Consider the following 17971-nt stretch of genomic DNA (forward strand, 5'->3'; position numbering starts at 1 on the left):
ACCGAATGGATCGCCCCGATCCGCGCACAGGCCAGCATCGCATAGGCCGCCTCGGGGATCATCGGCAGGTAGATCACCACCCGGTCGCCCCGCATCACCCCCTGGCTCAGCAGAACGTTGGCAAAGCGGTTCACCTTTTCATGCAGATCGCGATAGCTGATATGCTGCACCGGGTCCGCCGGGTCGTCGGGCACGAAGATGATCGCCGTCTGATCGCCCCGCTTCGCAAGGTGACGGTCGATGCAGTTCGCCGCAACGTTCAACGTGCCGTCCCGGAACCAGTGGATCTCGACCTCGCCAAAGTTGAAATTGGTGCTCTTGACCTCGGTATAGGGCCTGATCCAGTCAAGTCGCTTGCCATGCTCGCCCCAAAACCCCTCGGGGTCCGTGATCGAGGCGCGGTACATCTCGTCATACTTGGCCGCGTCGACATGGGCAGAACGCGAAAAATCAGCGCGCGGAGCGTAGGTCTGGTCGGTCATATTCGATATCCCCCTGGCTGGGCGGTTTGTCATGCGATTGCCCCGCCCGGGTGGGGCGGGGCGCATCCCGGCTCAGATGGCCAGGTATTCGGCGCGCAGCGCCTCGTCTTTCAGTACCTCGGCGGCACTGCCGTCGAACACGATCTGCCCCGTATCAAGGATAACGGCCCGATCCGACAGTTCCAGCGCGCGGATCGCGTTCTGTTCGACGATGACCGTGGTGATGCCCTGTTCCTTGATGTGGATCAGCGTCTTTTCGATCTCGTCGACGATGACTGGGGCAAGCCCCTCATAGGGTTCGTCGAGCAGCAGAACCTTGATGTCGCGAGCCAATGCGCGGGCGATGGCCAGCATCTGCTGTTCGCCGCCCGAGAGCGTCACGCCCTCCTGCTTGCGGCGTTCGCCGAGGCGCGGGAAGAGATCGTAGAGGCGATCCAGCGACCAGCCGATGGGCGGCGCGATCTGGGCCAGTTGCAGGTTTTCCTCGACGGTCAGCCCCGAGATGATCCGCCGGTCCTCTGGCACCAGGCCGATGCCGGCCATGCTGGCCTGGTGGGCGGACATGGTGTGCAGCGGCTGGTGATCCAGCCAGATTTCACCATAGGTAACCTGGGGATCGGCCAGTCGTGCCACCGCGCGCAGCGTCGAGGTCTTGCCCGCGCCGTTGCGCCCCAAAAGTGCGAGGATCTCGCCCTCGTGGACGTTGAAATTCACACCCTGCACGATGTAGCTTTCACCGTAATAGGCATGCAGATCGTAGACCGACAGGAAGGCCGGGGCGGTGGCCGCCTGGTTGGCATTCTTGTTGAAGTCGGGTTTGACGTTCATCTGCGGCTCCTCCTTAGCCGTGCGCCTGGCCGAGATAGGCCTCTTGCACCTTTGGGTGGCCCTTGATCTTTTCGGGGATATCCTCGACCAGTGGCGTTCCCTGGGCCAACACCGTGATCCGGTCGGCGAGGCTGAACACGACGTGCATGTCATGTTCGATGATCGCCATGGTAATGTCGCGCTTTTCCTTGATCTCGCGCAGCAGATCGATGGTGTTGTTGGTGTCGGCACGCGCCATGCCGGCGGTGGGTTCGTCCAGCAGCAAAAGCTTCGGTTCCTGCACCAGGCACATGGCCATTTCCAGCCGCCGCTTGTCCCCGCGCGACAGGCTGGCGGCGTGCATGTCCTTCTTGTCGGCCATGTTGACATCGTCGAGCATCTGCGTCGCCTTCGCGACAATGTCCCTTTCGTGGGCGACCGTTTCAAAGGCGTGCATACGGAACGCCCCGTCGCGTTTCGCGAAACAGGGGATCAGCACATTTTCCAGAACCGTGAGATCGCCGAAGATCTCGGGCGTCTGGAACACGCGGGAAATGCCCATCTGGTTGATCTCGTGCGGTTTGCGGCCCAGCACGCTTTGCCCGTCGAACATAACCGATCCGGTGTCGGGGATCAGCTTGCCGACAAGGCAATTGAGAAGGGTGGATTTACCTGCCCCGTTCGGCCCGATGATCGCGTGAACCGTGTTTTCCGCGACCGAGAGGTTGACGTCGCCAAGCGCCTGGAGCCCGCCGAAACGCTTGTTGACGCCTTTGACTTCAAGGATACCCATTCGTCACTCTCCTCACTCGGCCACGTGTGGCGCGGGTTTCGGTTGATGGTCGCGGTTGCGGCCGCCGGGGCCGGCGGTCTTTGTTTTCTTGCTGCGGAACAGCCGCGCGATGCGCTGTCCGCCCTCTACCAGCCCGCCGGGCAGGAAGATCACCACCAGCATGAACAGGATGCCCAGCGTCAGGTGCCAGCCCTTGCCGACGAAGGGGTGGATCAGTGCGACCACCAGATCCTCCAGCCCGTCGGGCAGGAATGCGAACCATGCATGCAGGACGCCATCGTTGATCTTCGAGAAGATGTTTTCGAAATACTTGATGAAACCCGCACCCAGCACCGGGCCCATAAGCGTGCCCGCACCGCCCAGGATCGTCATAAGCACCACCTCGCCCGACGCCGTCCACTGCATCCGTTCGGCGCCCGCCAAGGGGTCCATCGCGGCCAGCAGACCACCGGCCAGACCGGCATACATCCCCGAGATCACGAAGGCGGCCAGCGTGTAGGGCCGCGAGTTCAGGCCCGTGTAGTTCATGCGCGTCTGGTTGGTCTTGATCGCGCGCAACATCATGCCGAAGGGCGAGCGGAAGATCCGCAGGCTGAGATAGAATGCCAGGATCGCGATCACGGCACAGAAATAATAGCCGTTATTGAGGGTAAAGAGCCATCCGCCGACTTCGAATTGGGTCGATTCGCGCATCACGATCCCGAACAGATGCGGGCTGGTCGGGGAATTTTCGCCCATCAGGATCTGCGGGTCGTTCGAATAGACTTGCAGGCCAGTCTCGCCATTGGTGATCGGCGTGAGTACCGAATAGGCGAGGTTATAGCTCATCTGGGCAAAGGCCAGCGTCAGGATCGAGAAATAGATCCCGGACCGCCTGAGCGAGATAAAGCCGATCAAGAGTGCGAACAGGGCCGATACGATGACCGCCAGAACCAGCCCCGGCAGGACGTTGTAGCCCAGGAGTTTATACATCCAGACGACGGTGTAGCTGCCCACGCCCAGGAAAGCCGCGTGTCCGAAGGACAGGTAACCGGTCAGCCCGAACAGGATATTGAACCCGATCGCGAAGATGCCGAAAATCGCGAATTTCTGCATCAGGTCCGGGTAGCCCGCGTTGAACTGCGCCAAGCTGGAGCCTTCGGGAAAGGGTTGCAGCAAGATCGGCGTCGCCAGCGTCAGGAAGACGACGATCAATAGGAAACGGGTGTCTTTTGAACTCAGTCCGAACATTGTCTCAGTCCTCCATCACACCCTTGCGCCCCATCAGGCCGCGCGGCCGGGTCAGCAGGATGACGATTGCAATCAGGTAGATGATGACCTGGTCGATGCCGGGGATGATGCTCTTGATCTCGTTCATCGAGGCAAAGCTCTGCAGGATGCCCAGCAAAAAGCCCGCGAGGACGGCGCCGGGCAACGAGCCCATGCCGCCAACCACAACCACGACGAAGGACAGCACGAGGAAATCCATGCCCATGTGATAATTCGGGGACAGGATCGGGGTGTACATGACACCCGCCAGCCCCGCGACCGCGGCGGCCAGTCCGAACATGATTGTAAAGCGGCGGTCGATGTCGATGCCCAACAGGCCCACGGTTTCCCGGTCGGCCATGCCTGCGCGAACCACCATCCCGAAGGTCGTGAATTGCAGGAAGGCGAAGACACCCCCGATGATTACGAGTGCGAACAAGAAATACACCATCCGCCAGTAGGGGTAGATGATCACGTTCGGATCAAAGCCCATGAGAACGCCGAAATCGAAAGACCCCGCGAACATGTCCGGCGCGCCTGTCTGGATCGGGTTTGCGCCGAAAAAGTATTTCACGATCTCTTGCAAGACGATCGCCAGGCCAAAGGTCACGAGGATCTGGTCGGCATGGGGGCGCTTGTAGAAATGCTTGATCAACCCGCGTTCCATTGCAAAGCCAAGGGCGATCATCACCGGGATTGCCATGACGATTGCGATCGGTACGGACCAGTCGATTATGGCGCCGCCAACTTCCGGCCCGAACCAGCTTTCCACATAGGGCACCTGCACCTTGAGTGGATTGCCGAGAAAGTCGGTCTTGGTCGGGTCGACCTGCGAAAAGGACAGGCCAAGGATGCGCTGCATGGTTACTGCGCAGAAAGCGCCGATCATGAACAGCGCGCCATGGGCGAAATTTACCACACCCAGCGTGCCAAAGATCAGCGTAAGGCCCAGCGCGATCAGCGCGTAGGCAGAGCCCTTGTCGAGCCCGTTCAGGATTTGCAGAAGGATCGCGTCCATCGTCCCCACCCGTGATGTCGGTTTGGTTCCGGGGTGTCGGGGCCGCTTGGCAACGGACCGTGCCCCGACGGAAAACCGGCCACGCAAAGCGCGCGGCCGGCAGGTGCGTCAACGGTTCAGGCGCCGCTGTTGCACTGGCCCAGAGAGGCTTCGTCGCCACCAAACATCGGATGATTCGGTGCGTATTCGACCTGTGCGCGCGGCGTGATCTCGACCACTTCGAGAGTGTCGAAGGGGGTGGTCGGATTCTCGGCGCCCTTCATGACCAGCACATCCTTGAAGCACTGGTGATCCTCGGCGCGGTACAGCGTCGGACCATTGCCCATACCGTCGAATTCGAAGCCTTCGAGGGCTTCGGCCACGGCGCAGGGGTTGAAAGAGCCCGCACGCGCCACCGCATCGGCATAAAGCAGCGTCTGCACATAGCAGGTATGGGCCGAGTTCGAGGGCGGGCGGCCGTATTTCTGACCGAAGGACTGAACGAAAGCCTTGGTGCCCGCGTCCTGCAACTGCCAGTTCCAGTTCATCGAGCCGAACACGCCCTTGATATTCTCGCCGGCGCCCTCGGCCATCAATTCGGAATAAAGCGGCACGACGATCTCGAAATTCTTGCCGTTCACCTGCTTGTCGCGCAGCCCGAACTGGACCGCCTGGGTCAGCGAGTTGACCATGTCGCCGCCGTAGTGGTTCAAGATCAGAACGTCGGCGCCCGAGTTCAGCACCGGCGCGATATAGGACGAGAAATCGCCCGCACCGACCGGCGTGAGCACGTTGTTGACGGTCTGCCAGCCCAGCGCCTCGGTGAAGGACTGGATCGATTCCTGCTGGGTGTAGCCCCAGGTGTAGTCGGCGGTCAGGTGATAGGCGCGGCGCTCGGTTCCATAAGCCTTTTCCAGCACCGGGGCCAAGGCCGCGCCCGACATGTAGGCGTTGAAGAAATGGCGGAAGCCATTGGCCTTGCGGTCCTTGCCGGTCGTGTCGTTCGAGTGTGTCAGACCGGCCATGAAGATGATGCCGGCCTCCTGGCAAAGGCTCTGTACCGCCACGGCCACGCCCGAGGACGAGCCGCCGTTGATCATCACCACGCCGTCCTTTTCGATCATCGACTTGGCGGCGGCGCGGGCGGCGTCGGACTTGGTCTGGGTGTCGCCGGTCACGAACTGAACCTTCTTGCCCAGGATGCCGGTTCCGTCCAGCGCCTTGGAGGTGAAGGTGTTCAGCATGCCGCCGTCACCGATGCCGTTGATATGTTCGACGGCCAGTTCCTGGGCGCGCAGCTCGTCGAGCCCTTCCTCGGCATAGGGGCCGGTCTGGGGCACGTTGAAGCCGAAAGTGACCGTGTTGCCGGTCGGTTCGTTGGTAAAGGCCGATGCGGACGAGGTGAAAATCGTCGGCAGGGCCAGGCCCGCGCCGGTAACCGCACCGGTCTTGAGCACGCCGCGGCGTGTGAAAGTCGAATTCGTCATGAACATCCTCCCGTGATGCAGGGTGACCCCGAGCCTCCTCTGCCCGGTGTCATGCTTTACAAAGCACGGAAAGTATCGCGGAGGATTCGAAAATTTAGCAACAACTGCTTTCACATAAACGATTTTTTTGTAAAGGTTTGCACAGGTTGGCGCGGAGATGTGTAAAAAAATTATCTCGCTCCCGCAGAAAGCCGTTGGAAAGAAACGAGGTTTCCAAACATGGCGCGCAGCACTTTGACCGGAACCCGTATCCGTGAACGGCGGGCGGTAATGGGGATTCGCCAGGCAGACCTTGCGCGGGCGGTCGGAATCTCGGCCTCTTATCTCAACCTGATCGAACACAACAGGCGCAGAATCGGCGGCAAGCTGCTGGTAGAGATTGCCCGCGCCCTCGAGGTCGAGGCCACGGCCCTGACCGAGGGGGCAGGTGCGGCACTGGTCGAAACCCTGCGCGAGGCCGCGGCCGGGCACGAGGGCGCGTTGGCCGATCTGCCCCGGATCGAGGAATTCGCGGGCCGTTTTCCCGGCTGGGCCCAGCTTCTGGCAGACCGCCATCGTCGGGTGTCCGAACTGGAACGCACCGTCGAGATGCTGACTGATCGGATGACGCATGACCCGTTCCTGTCGGCCTCTTTGCACGAGGTGATCTCGGCCGTGACCGCGATCCGTTCCACCGCGGCGATCCTGGTCGATACAGAGGATATTGATGCCGACTGGCAGCGCCGCTTTCATCGCAATCTGTCCGAGGATAGCCGGCGTCTTGCCGACGGGGCGCAGGCGCTTGTAGCCTATCTTGACGAGGGCGCCGAAGAAACGGGCATCCAGTCCACCCCCCAGGAAGAGGTCGAGGCCTTCTTGCGGGGGCGCGCCTATCACGTGGCGGAATTGGAACGCGCCCTGCCGCCCCCACCCGAGCGTCTGGTTGCCGGCGCGCCCGAACTTTCATCGGCCCCCGCGCGCGAACTGGCACTTGCCTATCTGCGCCGCTATCGCCGCGATGCCGAACTCATGCCTTTGGCCGCCTTTGCCGAGGCCGCGCGCGCCGAGGGGCTGGATCCGGGGCGGTTGGCGCATCGGTTCGGCGTAGATCCCGGTGCCGTTTTCCGCCGCCTGGCCACATTGCCGCGAGAGATGGCGGGCGGGCCGGTGGGGCTGGTGACCTGCGATGGCTCGGGCACGTTGACCTTCCGCAAGCCGGTGGCGGGGTTCGCGCTGCCGCGCTTCGGGGCGGCCTGTCCGCTCTGGCCGCTTTACCAGGCGCTTTCGCGCCCGATGGCGCCCCTGCGCGCGGTGGTGGAACATGGCGGGCGGCGCCAAGGCCGTTTTCTGACTTATGCGCTGTGCCAGCCCACGTTGAGTTCCGGTTTTGACGGTCCGCAGGTCATGGAGGCCGCGATGCTGATCCTGCCCGAGGAAACGGCCGACTTGCCTGGCGGCGCGGGCCAGCCGGTTGGCACATCCTGCCGGATCTGTCCGCGGCGCGACTGCGTGGCTCGGCGCGAACCATCGATCCTGGCGGACGGGTTTTGACAAGCGGGTCGCTTTGCGGGGATAATTTCTGAACCAAGCGGGCGCAGCTCCGCGTCGAGGGAGGAGACGGAATGGGCAAACATGTCCTTCTGATAGAGGACGAGCCGAACATCATCGAGGCGATCCGGTTCATCCTGTCGCGCGACGGCTGGCAGGTGGACACCCACTCCGACGGCATGACCGCCTTTGACCGGGTGGGCGCGCTGCGCCCAGATATCGTGATCCTTGACGTGATGCTGCCGGGGCGCTCAGGGTTCGACATCCTGCGCGACATCCGGGCCGACCCGGAACTATGCGCGCTCCCGGTGCTGATGCTGACGGCCAAGGGCCAGGTCAAGGATCGCGAGATGGCCGAGCGGATGGGTGTCAGTCGGTTCATGGCAAAACCGTTCTCCAATACCGAGGTGTTGTCTTCGGTGCGCGAACTGACGGGTGGCTAGGCGATGGCGCGCGCGCCGCTTTTCCTGGCTCGGCAAGGCTATCGCCGTCGGCGGCTGGCCGACATGGCGCGGCTGCTGCCGCTATTCGGGCTGTGGGTGTTTCTGCTGCCGCTTCTGGATGCCGACGACGGATTGGACGCGGCGCTGTTGATCTACCTGTTCTCGGCCTGGTTCATTCTGATCGCGGCCTCGGCCCTGCTTGCGCGGCGCCTGTGTGCCGACGCGCAAACGGGTGATGCGGAAGGACCCCGGTCGCGATGATCTCTTTCGATCTCCTGGTGGCGATCTGCCTGGTCTACGTGATCTTCCTGTTCGGCGTGGCCTTTTGGGCCGAGCGGCGGGCGGCGCGTGGCCAGGGCGGCTGGCTGCGATCGCCTGCGATCTACACGCTGTCGTTATCCGTCTATTGCACGGCATGGACTTTTTACGGCGCCGTCGGCTATGCGGCGCGATCCGGCCTCGAATTCGTCACGATCTATCTCGGGCCCACGCTGATACTTGTCGGCTGGTGGTGGACGTTGCGCAAACTGGTGCGGATTGCCAAGACACAGCGTATCACCTCTATCGCGGACCTGGTCTCGTCGCGCTATGGCAAGTCCAACATGCTGGGCGTCATCGTGACACTGATCGCGGTGGTTGGCACGACGCCTTACATCGCGTTGCAACTGCAATCGGTCACCTTGTCATTCGCGGTCTTCGCGCCTGACGGGGTGGGACCATGGCGCCCGACGGATCTCGATTCGGCCGCGTTGACGGTGGCGGTGGGGCTTGCGCTTTTCACGGTTCTGTTCGGCACGCGCAACCTGGATGCCAACGAACGTCATCATGGTGTGGTGACGGCGATTGCCGTCGAGGCGGTTGTCAAGCTGGTGGCGCTTCTGGCGGTGGGGATCTTCGTGGTTTGGGGGATCGCGGGGGGCGCCTCGGCGGTGCTTGAACGGATCGACACCTCTGGCCTGTCAGAGATGCCGATCCTGCCTGGACGCTGGATGGCTCTGACTTTCCTGGCGGCTGCCGCGATCCTGACCTTGCCGCGCATGTTCCAGGTGCTGGTGGTTGAAAACGAGGATGAACGCCATCTTGCCACCGCATCCTGGGCATTCCCGGCCTACCTGTTCCTGATGAGCCTGTTCGTGGTGCCCATCGCGGTGGTGGGCCTGGCAGAGATGCCCGCGGGGTCAAATCCCGACCTCTTCGTGCTGACGTTGCCCATGGCCCATGGGCGCGAGGGTCTGGCGACGCTTGCCTTTCTGGGCGGGTTTTCCTCGGCCACCTCGATGGTGATCGTGGCGGCGATCGCGTTGTCGACGATGGTGTCGAACCATATCGTGATGCCGCTTTTCCTGCACCTGACCCGCTCGGGCGCGACGATCTCGGGCGATGTGCGCAAGCTGGTGCTACGCGCGCGTCGGGTGTCGATCGGGGCAGTTCTGTTCCTTGGCTATCTCTATTACCGGCTGACCGGCGGTTCCGAGGCGCTGGCAGCCATCGGCTTGATCTCGTTTGCCGGCGTGGCGCAGGTTCTGCCCGCGCTCCTGGGGGCGGTCCTGTGGCGGGGGGCAACCCGAACCGGTGCGATCACGGGGCTGGTGGCGGGCTTTGTCGTCTGGGCCTACACCCTGTTCCTGCCGAGTTTCGGCGAAGGCGCGGTGATGGGCGCGCGGCTTTTGGCCGAGGGTCCGTGGGGGATCGGCTGGCTGCGCCCGCAGGCCCTGTTCGGCATGGCGGGATTGGACCCGCTTGTTCACGCGGTGGTGTTTTCCATGGCTGCCAATGTCCTGGTTTTCGTGCTCGTGTCTCTGTTCGATTTCCCATCGCCGATGGAGCGGCTCCAAGGTGCGCAATTCGTCAACGTGTTCGAGCATTCGACTGCCGCGCAGGGCTGGAGCCAGGGCCGCGCCGAGGCGGAAGACCTGCTGTTGATGGCCCAGCGTATCCTGGGGGCTGAGGATGCGCAGAGCCTGTTCCAGCGCGCTGCTGTTGCGCAGGGGCTTCAGGGCTATTTGCCAGAGATCACGCCTGAATTCCTTCAAAGTCTGGAACGTATCCTTGCAGGATCGGTCGGCGCAGCCACTGCGCATGCCATGGTGGGCCAGATCGTGGGGCGTTCTTCGGTATCGGTCGAAGACCTGATGAGGGTCGCCGACGAGACCGCGCAGATGATGGAATATTCCAGCCAGCTCGAGGCCAAGTCCGAGGAACTTGCCCGCACCGCCCGACAGTTGCGAGAGGCCAATGAAAAATTGACCGAACTTTCGGTGCAAAAGGATGCGTTTCTTAGCCAGATCAGTCATGAATTGCGTACGCCGATGACCTCGATCCGCGCATTTTCCGAGATACTCATGACTGGCGCGGACCTATCGTCTGGCGAGTTTCGGAACTATTCCCGTATTATTCACGAGGAAAGCCTGCGCCTGACCCGGTTGCTGGACGACCTTCTGGATCTCTCGGTGCTTGAAAACGGGCAGGTCACGCTGAATGCCCAGCCCGTAATGTTGCACGATCTGATCGAGCGGGCGGTCGTCGCGACCGCGCGCCTGCAAGGAGGGCAGGGGCTGATGATCCACCGCGACCCGGAAGCTGAACGGGTGGAACTGGTGACCGATGGCGACCGTCTGAGCCAGGTCTTTATCAACCTGATCTCGAATGCACAGAAATATTGCGATGCCGGGGCACCGGAACTGACGATCCGCGTGTGCCGGACCGACAGTGCCGTTGCGATCGATTTCATCGACAATGGCAGCGGTATCCCGCAGAAAAGCCAGGCGATCATCTTCGAGAAATTCGCGCGCCTTTCCGATCCGCGCTCGGCCGGTGGTGCGGGGCTGGGGCTTGCGATCTGCCGCGAGATCATGGTGCGGCTGGGTGGTTCGATCGTCTACCTCTCGGCACAGGGCGGTGCGGCATTCCGGCTGACGCTGCCCTTGTCTTTGGCAGAAGCCGCCTGACGGGAACGTTTTGTCAACCCTGCCGCGGATAGACGGGGATGAACCCCGCATCCATGGGCCGACCATGATAGACGACACGCATCGCGCCATTCTCAAACGCATCACCGCGCCCCCCGCCGATACCGACCCGGCGGGGGATGCCGCGGCCTTGGCGCAGGCCCTGCGCGTGGCGGCGATGCGCGCGGGGCAGGGTGGCTATGGGCTTATGCTGTCGGTAGAGGACGCAACGGTAGACGAAACCGATCTTGCCGGTCTGGCCGGCGAGATGACGGAGAATTCCCTCGGCGTTTTGCTGGACGCTGAGAACGGGGGCGGGGGGCTGGCTGTTTTTTCGGCGGACCTGGCGCTCATGCTTGTGGAATGGCGCCTGACCGGCGCGCTGGCAGAGGTCGCACCGTCGCCGCGCCCGATGACCCCCACCGATGCGGCGATCCTGGCCGATTTCACCGACCCGTTGCTTACCGCTCTCGCGGCCGAAACCGGTGCCGATTGGGCAAGGGGCTTTGTCCAGGGGGCCGTTCTGGAGGATGCGCGGCATGTCGTCTTGCGGATGGCACGGGGCGATTATCGCGCGCTGCGCCTTTCCTTGTCGACCGTGGCGGGCGCGCGGTGCGGGACGCTTGTGCTGGCATTGCCCGGACTTCGCGCAGGCGATGGGGCCAGCCCGGCGCAGGGGGCGCCTATCTGCGGGGCGCCCGCGACGCTGGACGAGGGCGTGCTGGCCGCTGGCCTGTCGCTTCGCGCCGTGTTGTGGCGGTTGCGGATGCCTGCGGCGGCGGTCGGGCGGTTGGGGGCGGGCGATAGGCTGGTGATACCTGCCGCGGCCATCGCGCGCTTGCGACTGGAAACACCGGCGGGCCACCTGGTCGCGCGGGGACGTCTTGGCCAGTCCGCGGGAGAGCGGGCGGTGCGGATTGAAAGGCCGGATCGGGCCGGATCGGGCCTGTCGCCGTCGACAATGCAAGACGATCCATCCTTGCCCGCCGCCCCGTATGCACCGACCCCGTGCGCTCCCACCTCGCGCGCCTTGCCCGAAAGCGGCAGGTAAAAAGGCGGGCCGCGTCGTGACGCAGCCGCTCCTCCAGCGTTTTTGATCTGGATCATCCACGCTGAAGCGCGCCACTGTTACATTCAAAACCAAGAATGTAAATGGGAGGTAACCTATGGTCATGAACTGGAAATACGGCGGGCTCGCGCTCGGCCTTGTGTTTTTCCTGGCGGTGCTGCTGGTCAAACCGATCGGGGTTTCCACGCAGTTCGTCATCCTCGACGGTATCCTTTGGGACATGCAGAACCCCGATATCGTCACCCAGACCGACGAGGGCTATACATCGACGAATGCCTATCTTGCCAAGTCGGGCGGCAAGTACGCCAAATCTGTGGCCAACCCGATCAACTATTCGTTCGTATTCGTCGGCGCGATGATGCTGGGCGCGTTGATTTCGACGATCCTGCGGAACAGCGTCCCGAAAGGCGAGCGCATGGTGCCCTCGATCTGGCGGGCAAATTACGGCGGCAACGTGCTGAAACGCTGGCTGGTTGCCTTTGCGGGTGGGTTCATCGTCCTTTACGGCGCGCGCCTTGCGGGGGGCTGCACCTCTGGGCACATGATGTCGGGCATGTCACAGACCGCGGTCTCTGGATATGTTTTTGCGCTGGGTGCGTTCATCTCGGCCTTTACCACCGCCCTGATCATGTTCAAGCAGGAGGGCTGAGCCATGCTGACAATCACTCTTGCCATCGTGATCGGCGCGGCGTTCGGTTTCGTCCTGGACAGGATCGGTGCGACCAATCCCAACTGGATCGGCCGGATGCTGAACCTGACCAACCTGCACCTGATGAAAACCATCCTCCTGGCCATCGGGGTTGCCTCTGTCCTGACCTTTGGCGGACAGATGCTTGGCCTGGTCGATGTCGGTCACATGTCGGTCAAGACAGCCTATGTCGGGGTGTTCATCGGTGGTCTGATGCTGGGGCTGGGCTGGGCCGCTTCGGGCTTTTGTCCCGGAACCGGTCTTTGCGCGGCGGCCGTGGGCCGGATCGACGCGCTGTTCTTCGTGGCGGGCGGTCTGCTTGGGGCGGCGGCCTACATGCTGAGCTATCCCGTCTGGAAAGGACTGGGCCTGCTTGAGGGGCAGGCCTGGACATTGGGCACGGTGCCGGGTGCCGACTATCCGGCGGCTTTTCCGACCCTGCCTGGCGATCTCGCGGGCATCGCGATCGGTGCGGCCTTCATCGTGATTGCCTTCATCCTTCCGCGCCGTTTTTCGCGCAAGCGGGCCCCTGCGGGCGAGGCGATCGAGTAAGATCCGCAACCTGGTTCAAGACATGCACGCCGCGGAGCCTCGGGTCCGCGGCGTTTTTGCGTGCTGGCCCCGTGCCGCGCGGTAGGGCACAATCGGGAAAGGGAGGATGAGGGATGAGGCAGAGCGATCATGACGCGATCCCCGAGATCGCGTTGGCCTGGCACCGCGCCGGACAGGGTGCAGTGCTGGCTACGGTAGTGGAAACCTGGGGCAGCGCCCCCCGCGGCGTGGGTAGTCAGTTGGCCGTATCGGGGGCGGGTGACATGGCAGGATCGGTCTCGGGGGGGTGCGTCGAGGGTGCGGTTGTCGCCGAGGCGGTCGAGGCTTTGGCCGATGGTCGCTTGCGCCTACTGGAGTTCGGTGTCAGCGATCAGGATGCCTTTGCCGTAGGTCTGGCTTGCGGCGGGCGCATCCGCGTGCTGGTGGAACCCGTGGGCGTGGTTCTGCCCGAGCCGATACTGGCCGCCCTGGTCGAGGCCCGCGCCGCGCGCCGCGCCATCGCCTATCTTGTCGATCCGGCGGGAGGGGCGCGGCGGCTGGCCGGGCCGGAGGACGAAGCCCTGGGTACTGCAATCGCCCAGCGGATGCGTGCGGACCAATCGGGTTTCGAGGGGGACTGTTTCGTGCATGTGCATAATCCGCCACTGCGCCTTGCCGTCGTCGGTGCGGTCCATATCGCGCAGACGCTGGTGCCGATGGCGCGTCTCGCCGGGCTCGTGCCAACGCTGATCGACCCGCGCCCGGCCTTTGCCTCAGATGTCCGGTTTCCCGGCGAGTCGATTCTCGAAGACTGGCCCGACGCGGCGCTGGCCGCCCACGGACTGGATGCGCGCAGCGCGGTGGTGACCTTGACCCATGACCCCAAGCTCGACGATCCGGCAATCCTGGCCGCGCTCGGGTCCGAGGTCTTTTACCTGGGCTGCCTGGGATCGAGGCGCACCCATGCCGGGCGGGTGGCGAGACTGCGCGAGGCGGGCGTCGCGCCGGAACGGATCGCGCGCATTCACGCGCCCGTGGGCCTGGATATCGGGGCAAGAACGCCGGCCGAAATCGCGGTTTCGATCCTGGCCGAAATCGTCGAACGGCAGCGCAAGGGCTGATCCGGCGGGCCCTGCCGCGACCGGGCAATGGGTATTTGGGCCAAGAAGAACGGGAGGGCCGGTGCCGAAATTGAGCGGTTCTCAAACCGTACCCCCCGTGCTTTACTCTTTTGCATGACAGGGAGGAGAGCGATGACCAAGGTCACGATGACCGTGAACGGCAAGGCCGTTTGCGGGGAGGTTGAGGGGCGCACGCTGCTTGTGCAGTTCCTGCGCGAACGGCTAGGGCTGACTGGTACCCATGTGGGGTGTGATACCAGCCAGTGCGGGGCTTGCGTGGTGCATGTGGATGGCAGGGCGGTGAAATCCTGCACCATGCTTGCGCTGGAGGCCGAGGGGGCCGAGGTGACGACGATCGAGGGTATGGCGGATGCCGATGGCGGGCTGTCGTCTCTCCAGCAGGCGTTCCAGGATCATCACGGTTTGCAATGCGGGTTCTGCACACCGGGAATGGTGATGTCGGCAGCAGCACTGCTGGCGGAAAATCCTCGCCCCAGCGAGGCCGAGATCCGTGGTTACCTGTCGGGTAATATCTGCCGCTGCACGGGCTATCACAACATCGTCAAGGCGATCATGGCGGCATCGGGCCAGGACGTGAGCGCCATCGCCGCCGAATAGGCGGCCGCGCGGGCGGGGAGGTCCGCGTCAAAAGGGAGGATAAGACATGCCGAAAGATCACGGCATCGGGGCGCCGTCCAAGCGCCGCGAGGATGTGCGGTTCCTGACGGGGCAGGGCCGCTATACCGACGATATAAATCTGCACGGGCAGGCCCATGCGGTTTTCGTGCGTAGCCAGGTGGCCCATGGGCGCCTGAACGGCCTTGACACTACGGCCGCCGCGGCCATGCCCGGTGTGATCCGCGTCTTTACCGGCGCGGATTTCGCGGGGGTGGGCGGTCTGCCCTGCGGCTGGCAGGTGACCGACCGGCATGGGCAACCGATGCAGGAACCCGCCCATCCGGTGCTTGCCCAGGGAAAGGTGCGCCATGTCGGCGATCCCATCGCCGTTGTCGTCGCCGAAACGCTGGAGCAGGCGCGCGACGCCGCCGAGGCGGTCGAGGTCGATGTCGAGGAATTGGAGCCGGTTCTGGACATGAAGGCGGCGCTGTCGGATGGCGCGCCGCTGGTCCATGACGATCTGACCAGCAACCTGTGCTATGACTGGGGTTTTGTCGAAGAGAACCGCGAGGCGGTGAACGCGGCCTTTGAAAAGGCGCATCACGTCACCAAACTGGAACTGGTCAACCAGCGCCTTGTGCCCAACGCGATGGAGCCGCGGGTCGCCGTGGGCGACTATAACACGGGCACCGGCGACTCCACGCTTTATACAACCAGCCAGAACCCGCATGTTATCCGCCTGCTGATGGGCGCTTTCGTGCTGGGTATCCCGGAACACAAGCTGCGCGTCGTGGCCCCGGATGTGGGTGGGGGTTTTGGCTCCAAGATCTTCCACTATGCCGAAGAGGCATTCTGTACCTTCGCGGCCAAGGCCCTGCGGCGGCCGGTGAAATGGACCTGCACCCGGTCGGAGAGTTTCATCACCGATGCCCATGGGCGCGACCACGTTACCAGGATCGAGCTGGCGCTGGATGCAGAGGGGAATTTTCAGGCGATCCGCACCGAAACCCACGCGAATATGGGGGCCTACCTGTCGACCTTTGCGCCGTCTGTGCCAACGTGGCTGCATGGCACGCTGATGGCTGGCAATTACAAGACGCCGCTGATCTACGTGAACGTCAAGGCGGTGTTTACCAATACCGTGCCGGTCGATGCTTATCGCGGGGCCGGGCGGCCGGAGGCGACCTATCAACTGGAACGGCTTATCGACAAGGCCGCGCGCGAGCTGGGCATGGACCCGATCGAGATCCGGCGCAGGAATTTCATTACCGAGTTTCCCTACGCCACGCCCGTGGCCGTCGAATATGACACCGGCGATTACAACGCCACGCTGGACAAGCTTATCGAGATTGCCGACCTCGCCGGGTTCGATGCGCGACTGGCCGAGAGCAAGGCACGGGGCAGGCTGCGAGGCCTGGGGATCAATTGCTATATCGAGGCTTGTGGGATCGCGCCCAGCCATCTGGTGGGGCAACTGGGTGCGCGTGCGGGGCTTTACGAATCCGCCACGGTGCGTGTGAACGCGACCGGCGGGCTGGTGGTGATGACCGGCAGCCACTCGCATGGGCAGGGGCACGAGACCTCCTTCGCGCAGGTGGTGGCCGACATGATCGGCATCGACGAGAACATGGTCGAGATTGTCCATGGCGACACCGCCAACACGCCGATGGGCATGGGGACCTATGGGTCCCGCTCGCTGGCCGTGGGTGGCAGCGCCATGGTGCGCGCCACCGAAAAGATCATCGCCAAGGCGAAGAAGATCGCCGCTCACCTGATGGAGGCCAGCCCGGAGGATATCGAACTCAAGGACGGCGCGTTTACCGTGGCGGGCACCGATAGGTCGGTGGCCTGGGGTGACGTGACGCTCGCGGCCTACGTGCCCCACAACTACCCGCTGGAGGAACTGGAGCCGGGGCTGGAGGAAACCGCGTTTTACGATCCCAACAACTTTACCTATCCGGCCGGGGCCTATGCCTGTGAGGTCGAGGTGGACCCCGAGACCGGCAAGGTCACGGTCGAGCGTTTTGCCGCCGCTGACGATTTCGGCAATATCGTCAATCCGATGATCGTCGACGGCCAGGTGCATGGCGGCATCGCGCAAGGTATCGGCCAGGCGCTTCTTGAGCGGGCCGTCTATGACGAGTACGGGCAATTGCTGTCGGGGTCGTACATGGATTACGCCATGCCGCGAGCCGATGACATGCCGTTTTTCACCGTCGATCATTCCTGTCAGACCCCCTGCACCCATAATCCTCTCGGGGTGAAGGGGTGCGGCGAGGCCGGCGCCATAGGTAGCCCGCCGGCCGTGGCCAATGCCGTGGTGGATGCCTTGCAACGGGCTGGCCATGCCAGCGTCACCCATATCGACATGCCGCTGACGCCCGCGCGCGTCTGGGCGGCCATGCAGGGCTGAGGAGGACATCATGTATTCAGTCGAATTCGACCGTCCCGCGACGCTGGAGGCCGCGCTTGCCGGGCTCAAGGCAGAGGACGCGCAGGCACTCTCGGGGGGGCAGACGCTGATCCCGACACTGAAACAGCGTCTCGCGCAGCCTTCGAAACTGGTCAGCCTGACCGCCATTCCGTCCTTGCAGGGGATATGCGTGGCCGATGACGGGATGCTTTGCATCGGGGCGACGACGACGCATGCCACGGTTGCAGCCGAGGCGGGGGCGCATTACCCCGCGCTGGCCCGCCTTGCAGCGCAGATCGGCGACCCGGCGGTGCGTAACCGCGGGACCATCGGGGGCAGTCTTGCCAATAACGACCCGTCGGCCTGTTATCCGGCGGCGGTGCTGGCCTCTGGGGCGTTGATCAGGACCAACGCGCGTGACATCGCGGCCGATGACTATTTCGAGGGCATGTTCGCCACCGCCTTGCAAGAGGGCGAGATTATCACCGAGATCCGCTTCCCGATCCCCGAGGCGGCCGCTTACATGAAATTCGCGCAACCCGCCTCACGCTTTGCACTGGTGGGGGTCTTCGTGGCGAAGACCGCCGGCGGGGTCCGCGTGGCAGTAACCGGCGCCTCCGAAGAGGGCGTGTTCCGCTGGGGCGCGGCCGAAGAGGCGCTGTCGGCGGATTTCAGCGCCGGGGCCATTGCGGGGCTCAGCCTGCCCGCTGACGACATGATCGACGATCTGCACGGCACGCCCGACTATCGCGCGCATCTGGTCAAGGTGATGACCGGCCGTGCCGTAAGCGCCGCACAATAG

General features: G+C 63.6%; 17 protein-coding genes. 11 read left to right on the forward strand and 6 right to left on the reverse strand.

Annotation, left to right across the window (positions count from 1 at the left end; all coding sequences use genetic code 11):
- From EV663_RS04995 to EV663_RS05020, 6 genes are all read right to left on the reverse strand, one after another.
- On the reverse strand, positions 1-482 hold a 482-nt coding region (locus EV663_RS04995; protein WP_165910132.1), incomplete at its 3' end, for an acetyl-coenzyme A synthetase N-terminal domain-containing protein.
- 72 nt (positions 483-554) lie between these two features.
- The gene (locus EV663_RS05000) at positions 555-1310 is read right to left on the reverse strand and encodes an ABC transporter ATP-binding protein (protein WP_132950698.1); all 756 of its coding nucleotides are present in this window, start codon (positions 1308-1310) and stop codon (positions 555-557) included.
- A gap of 13 nt (positions 1311-1323) precedes the next feature.
- Positions 1324-2082 (reverse strand): ABC transporter ATP-binding protein, encoded by a 759-nt coding sequence (locus EV663_RS05005; protein WP_132950699.1) that lies wholly within the window; start codon positions 2080-2082, stop codon positions 1324-1326.
- Positions 2083-2094: 12 nt separating this feature from the next.
- Complete coding sequence (locus tag EV663_RS05010; protein WP_132950700.1) at positions 2095-3312, reverse strand: branched-chain amino acid ABC transporter permease; 1218 nt, start codon at positions 3310-3312, stop codon at positions 2095-2097.
- 4 nt (positions 3313-3316) lie between these two features.
- Positions 3317-4348, reverse strand: a complete 1032-nt coding sequence (locus tag EV663_RS05015; protein WP_132950701.1) for a branched-chain amino acid ABC transporter permease — start codon at positions 4346-4348, stop codon at positions 3317-3319.
- Between the two features lie 116 nt (positions 4349-4464).
- On the reverse strand, positions 4465-5814 hold the full coding sequence (locus EV663_RS05020; protein ID WP_132950702.1) for a substrate-binding protein: 1350 nt from the start codon (positions 5812-5814) through the stop codon (positions 4465-4467).
- A 219-nt stretch (positions 5815-6033) separates the two neighbouring features.
- Between EV663_RS05020 and EV663_RS05025 the strand changes: the two genes are divergently transcribed.
- The 11 genes from EV663_RS05025 (at position 6034) to EV663_RS05075 (ending at position 17971) form a co-directional block, all read left to right on the forward strand.
- Positions 6034-7344 (forward strand): helix-turn-helix transcriptional regulator, encoded by a 1311-nt coding sequence (locus EV663_RS05025; protein WP_132950703.1) that lies wholly within the window; start codon positions 6034-6036, stop codon positions 7342-7344.
- 71 nt (positions 7345-7415) lie between these two features.
- The gene (locus tag EV663_RS05030; protein ID WP_132950704.1) at positions 7416-7784 is read left to right on the forward strand and encodes a response regulator transcription factor; all 369 of its coding nucleotides are present in this window, start codon (positions 7416-7418) and stop codon (positions 7782-7784) included.
- Positions 7785-7787: 3 nt separating this feature from the next.
- The gene (locus EV663_RS05035; protein ID WP_132950705.1) at positions 7788-8045 is read left to right on the forward strand and encodes a hypothetical protein; all 258 of its coding nucleotides are present in this window, start codon (positions 7788-7790) and stop codon (positions 8043-8045) included.
- Positions 8042-10732: an ATP-binding protein gene (locus tag EV663_RS05040; RefSeq protein WP_132950706.1), complete on the forward strand. Its 2691-nt coding sequence runs from the start codon at positions 8042-8044 to the stop codon at positions 10730-10732. Before EV663_RS05035 ends, EV663_RS05040 begins: the two co-directional genes overlap by 4 nt.
- Positions 10733-10796: 64 nt before the next feature.
- A complete protein-coding gene (locus EV663_RS05045) occupies positions 10797-11780 on the forward strand; it encodes a flagellar motor switch protein FliM (RefSeq protein ID WP_132950707.1) in 984 nt (327 codons plus the stop codon).
- A gap of 121 nt (positions 11781-11901) precedes the next feature.
- The gene (locus EV663_RS05050; protein WP_243697874.1) at positions 11902-12447 is read left to right on the forward strand and encodes a YeeE/YedE thiosulfate transporter family protein; all 546 of its coding nucleotides are present in this window, start codon (positions 11902-11904) and stop codon (positions 12445-12447) included.
- A 3-nt stretch (positions 12448-12450) separates the two neighbouring features.
- Positions 12451-13038, forward strand: a complete 588-nt coding sequence (locus EV663_RS05055) for a YeeE/YedE thiosulfate transporter family protein (protein ID WP_132950709.1) — start codon at positions 12451-12453, stop codon at positions 13036-13038.
- A 113-nt stretch (positions 13039-13151) separates the two neighbouring features.
- A complete protein-coding gene (locus EV663_RS05060; protein WP_132950710.1) occupies positions 13152-14138 on the forward strand; it encodes an XdhC family protein in 987 nt (328 codons plus the stop codon).
- A gap of 132 nt (positions 14139-14270) precedes the next feature.
- Positions 14271-14756: a (2Fe-2S)-binding protein gene (locus tag EV663_RS05065; RefSeq protein WP_132950711.1), complete on the forward strand. Its 486-nt coding sequence runs from the start codon at positions 14271-14273 to the stop codon at positions 14754-14756.
- Positions 14757-14802: 46 nt separating this feature from the next.
- Positions 14803-17169: a xanthine dehydrogenase family protein molybdopterin-binding subunit gene (locus tag EV663_RS05070; RefSeq protein ID WP_132950712.1), complete on the forward strand. Its 2367-nt coding sequence runs from the start codon at positions 14803-14805 to the stop codon at positions 17167-17169.
- A gap of 10 nt (positions 17170-17179) precedes the next feature.
- Positions 17180-17971, forward strand: a complete 792-nt coding sequence (locus EV663_RS05075; RefSeq protein WP_132950713.1) for an FAD binding domain-containing protein — start codon at positions 17180-17182, stop codon at positions 17969-17971.

The organism is Rhodovulum bhavnagarense (genome assembly GCF_004343505.1).
Classification (GTDB): domain Bacteria; phylum Pseudomonadota; class Alphaproteobacteria; order Rhodobacterales; family Rhodobacteraceae; genus Rhodovulum; species Rhodovulum bhavnagarense.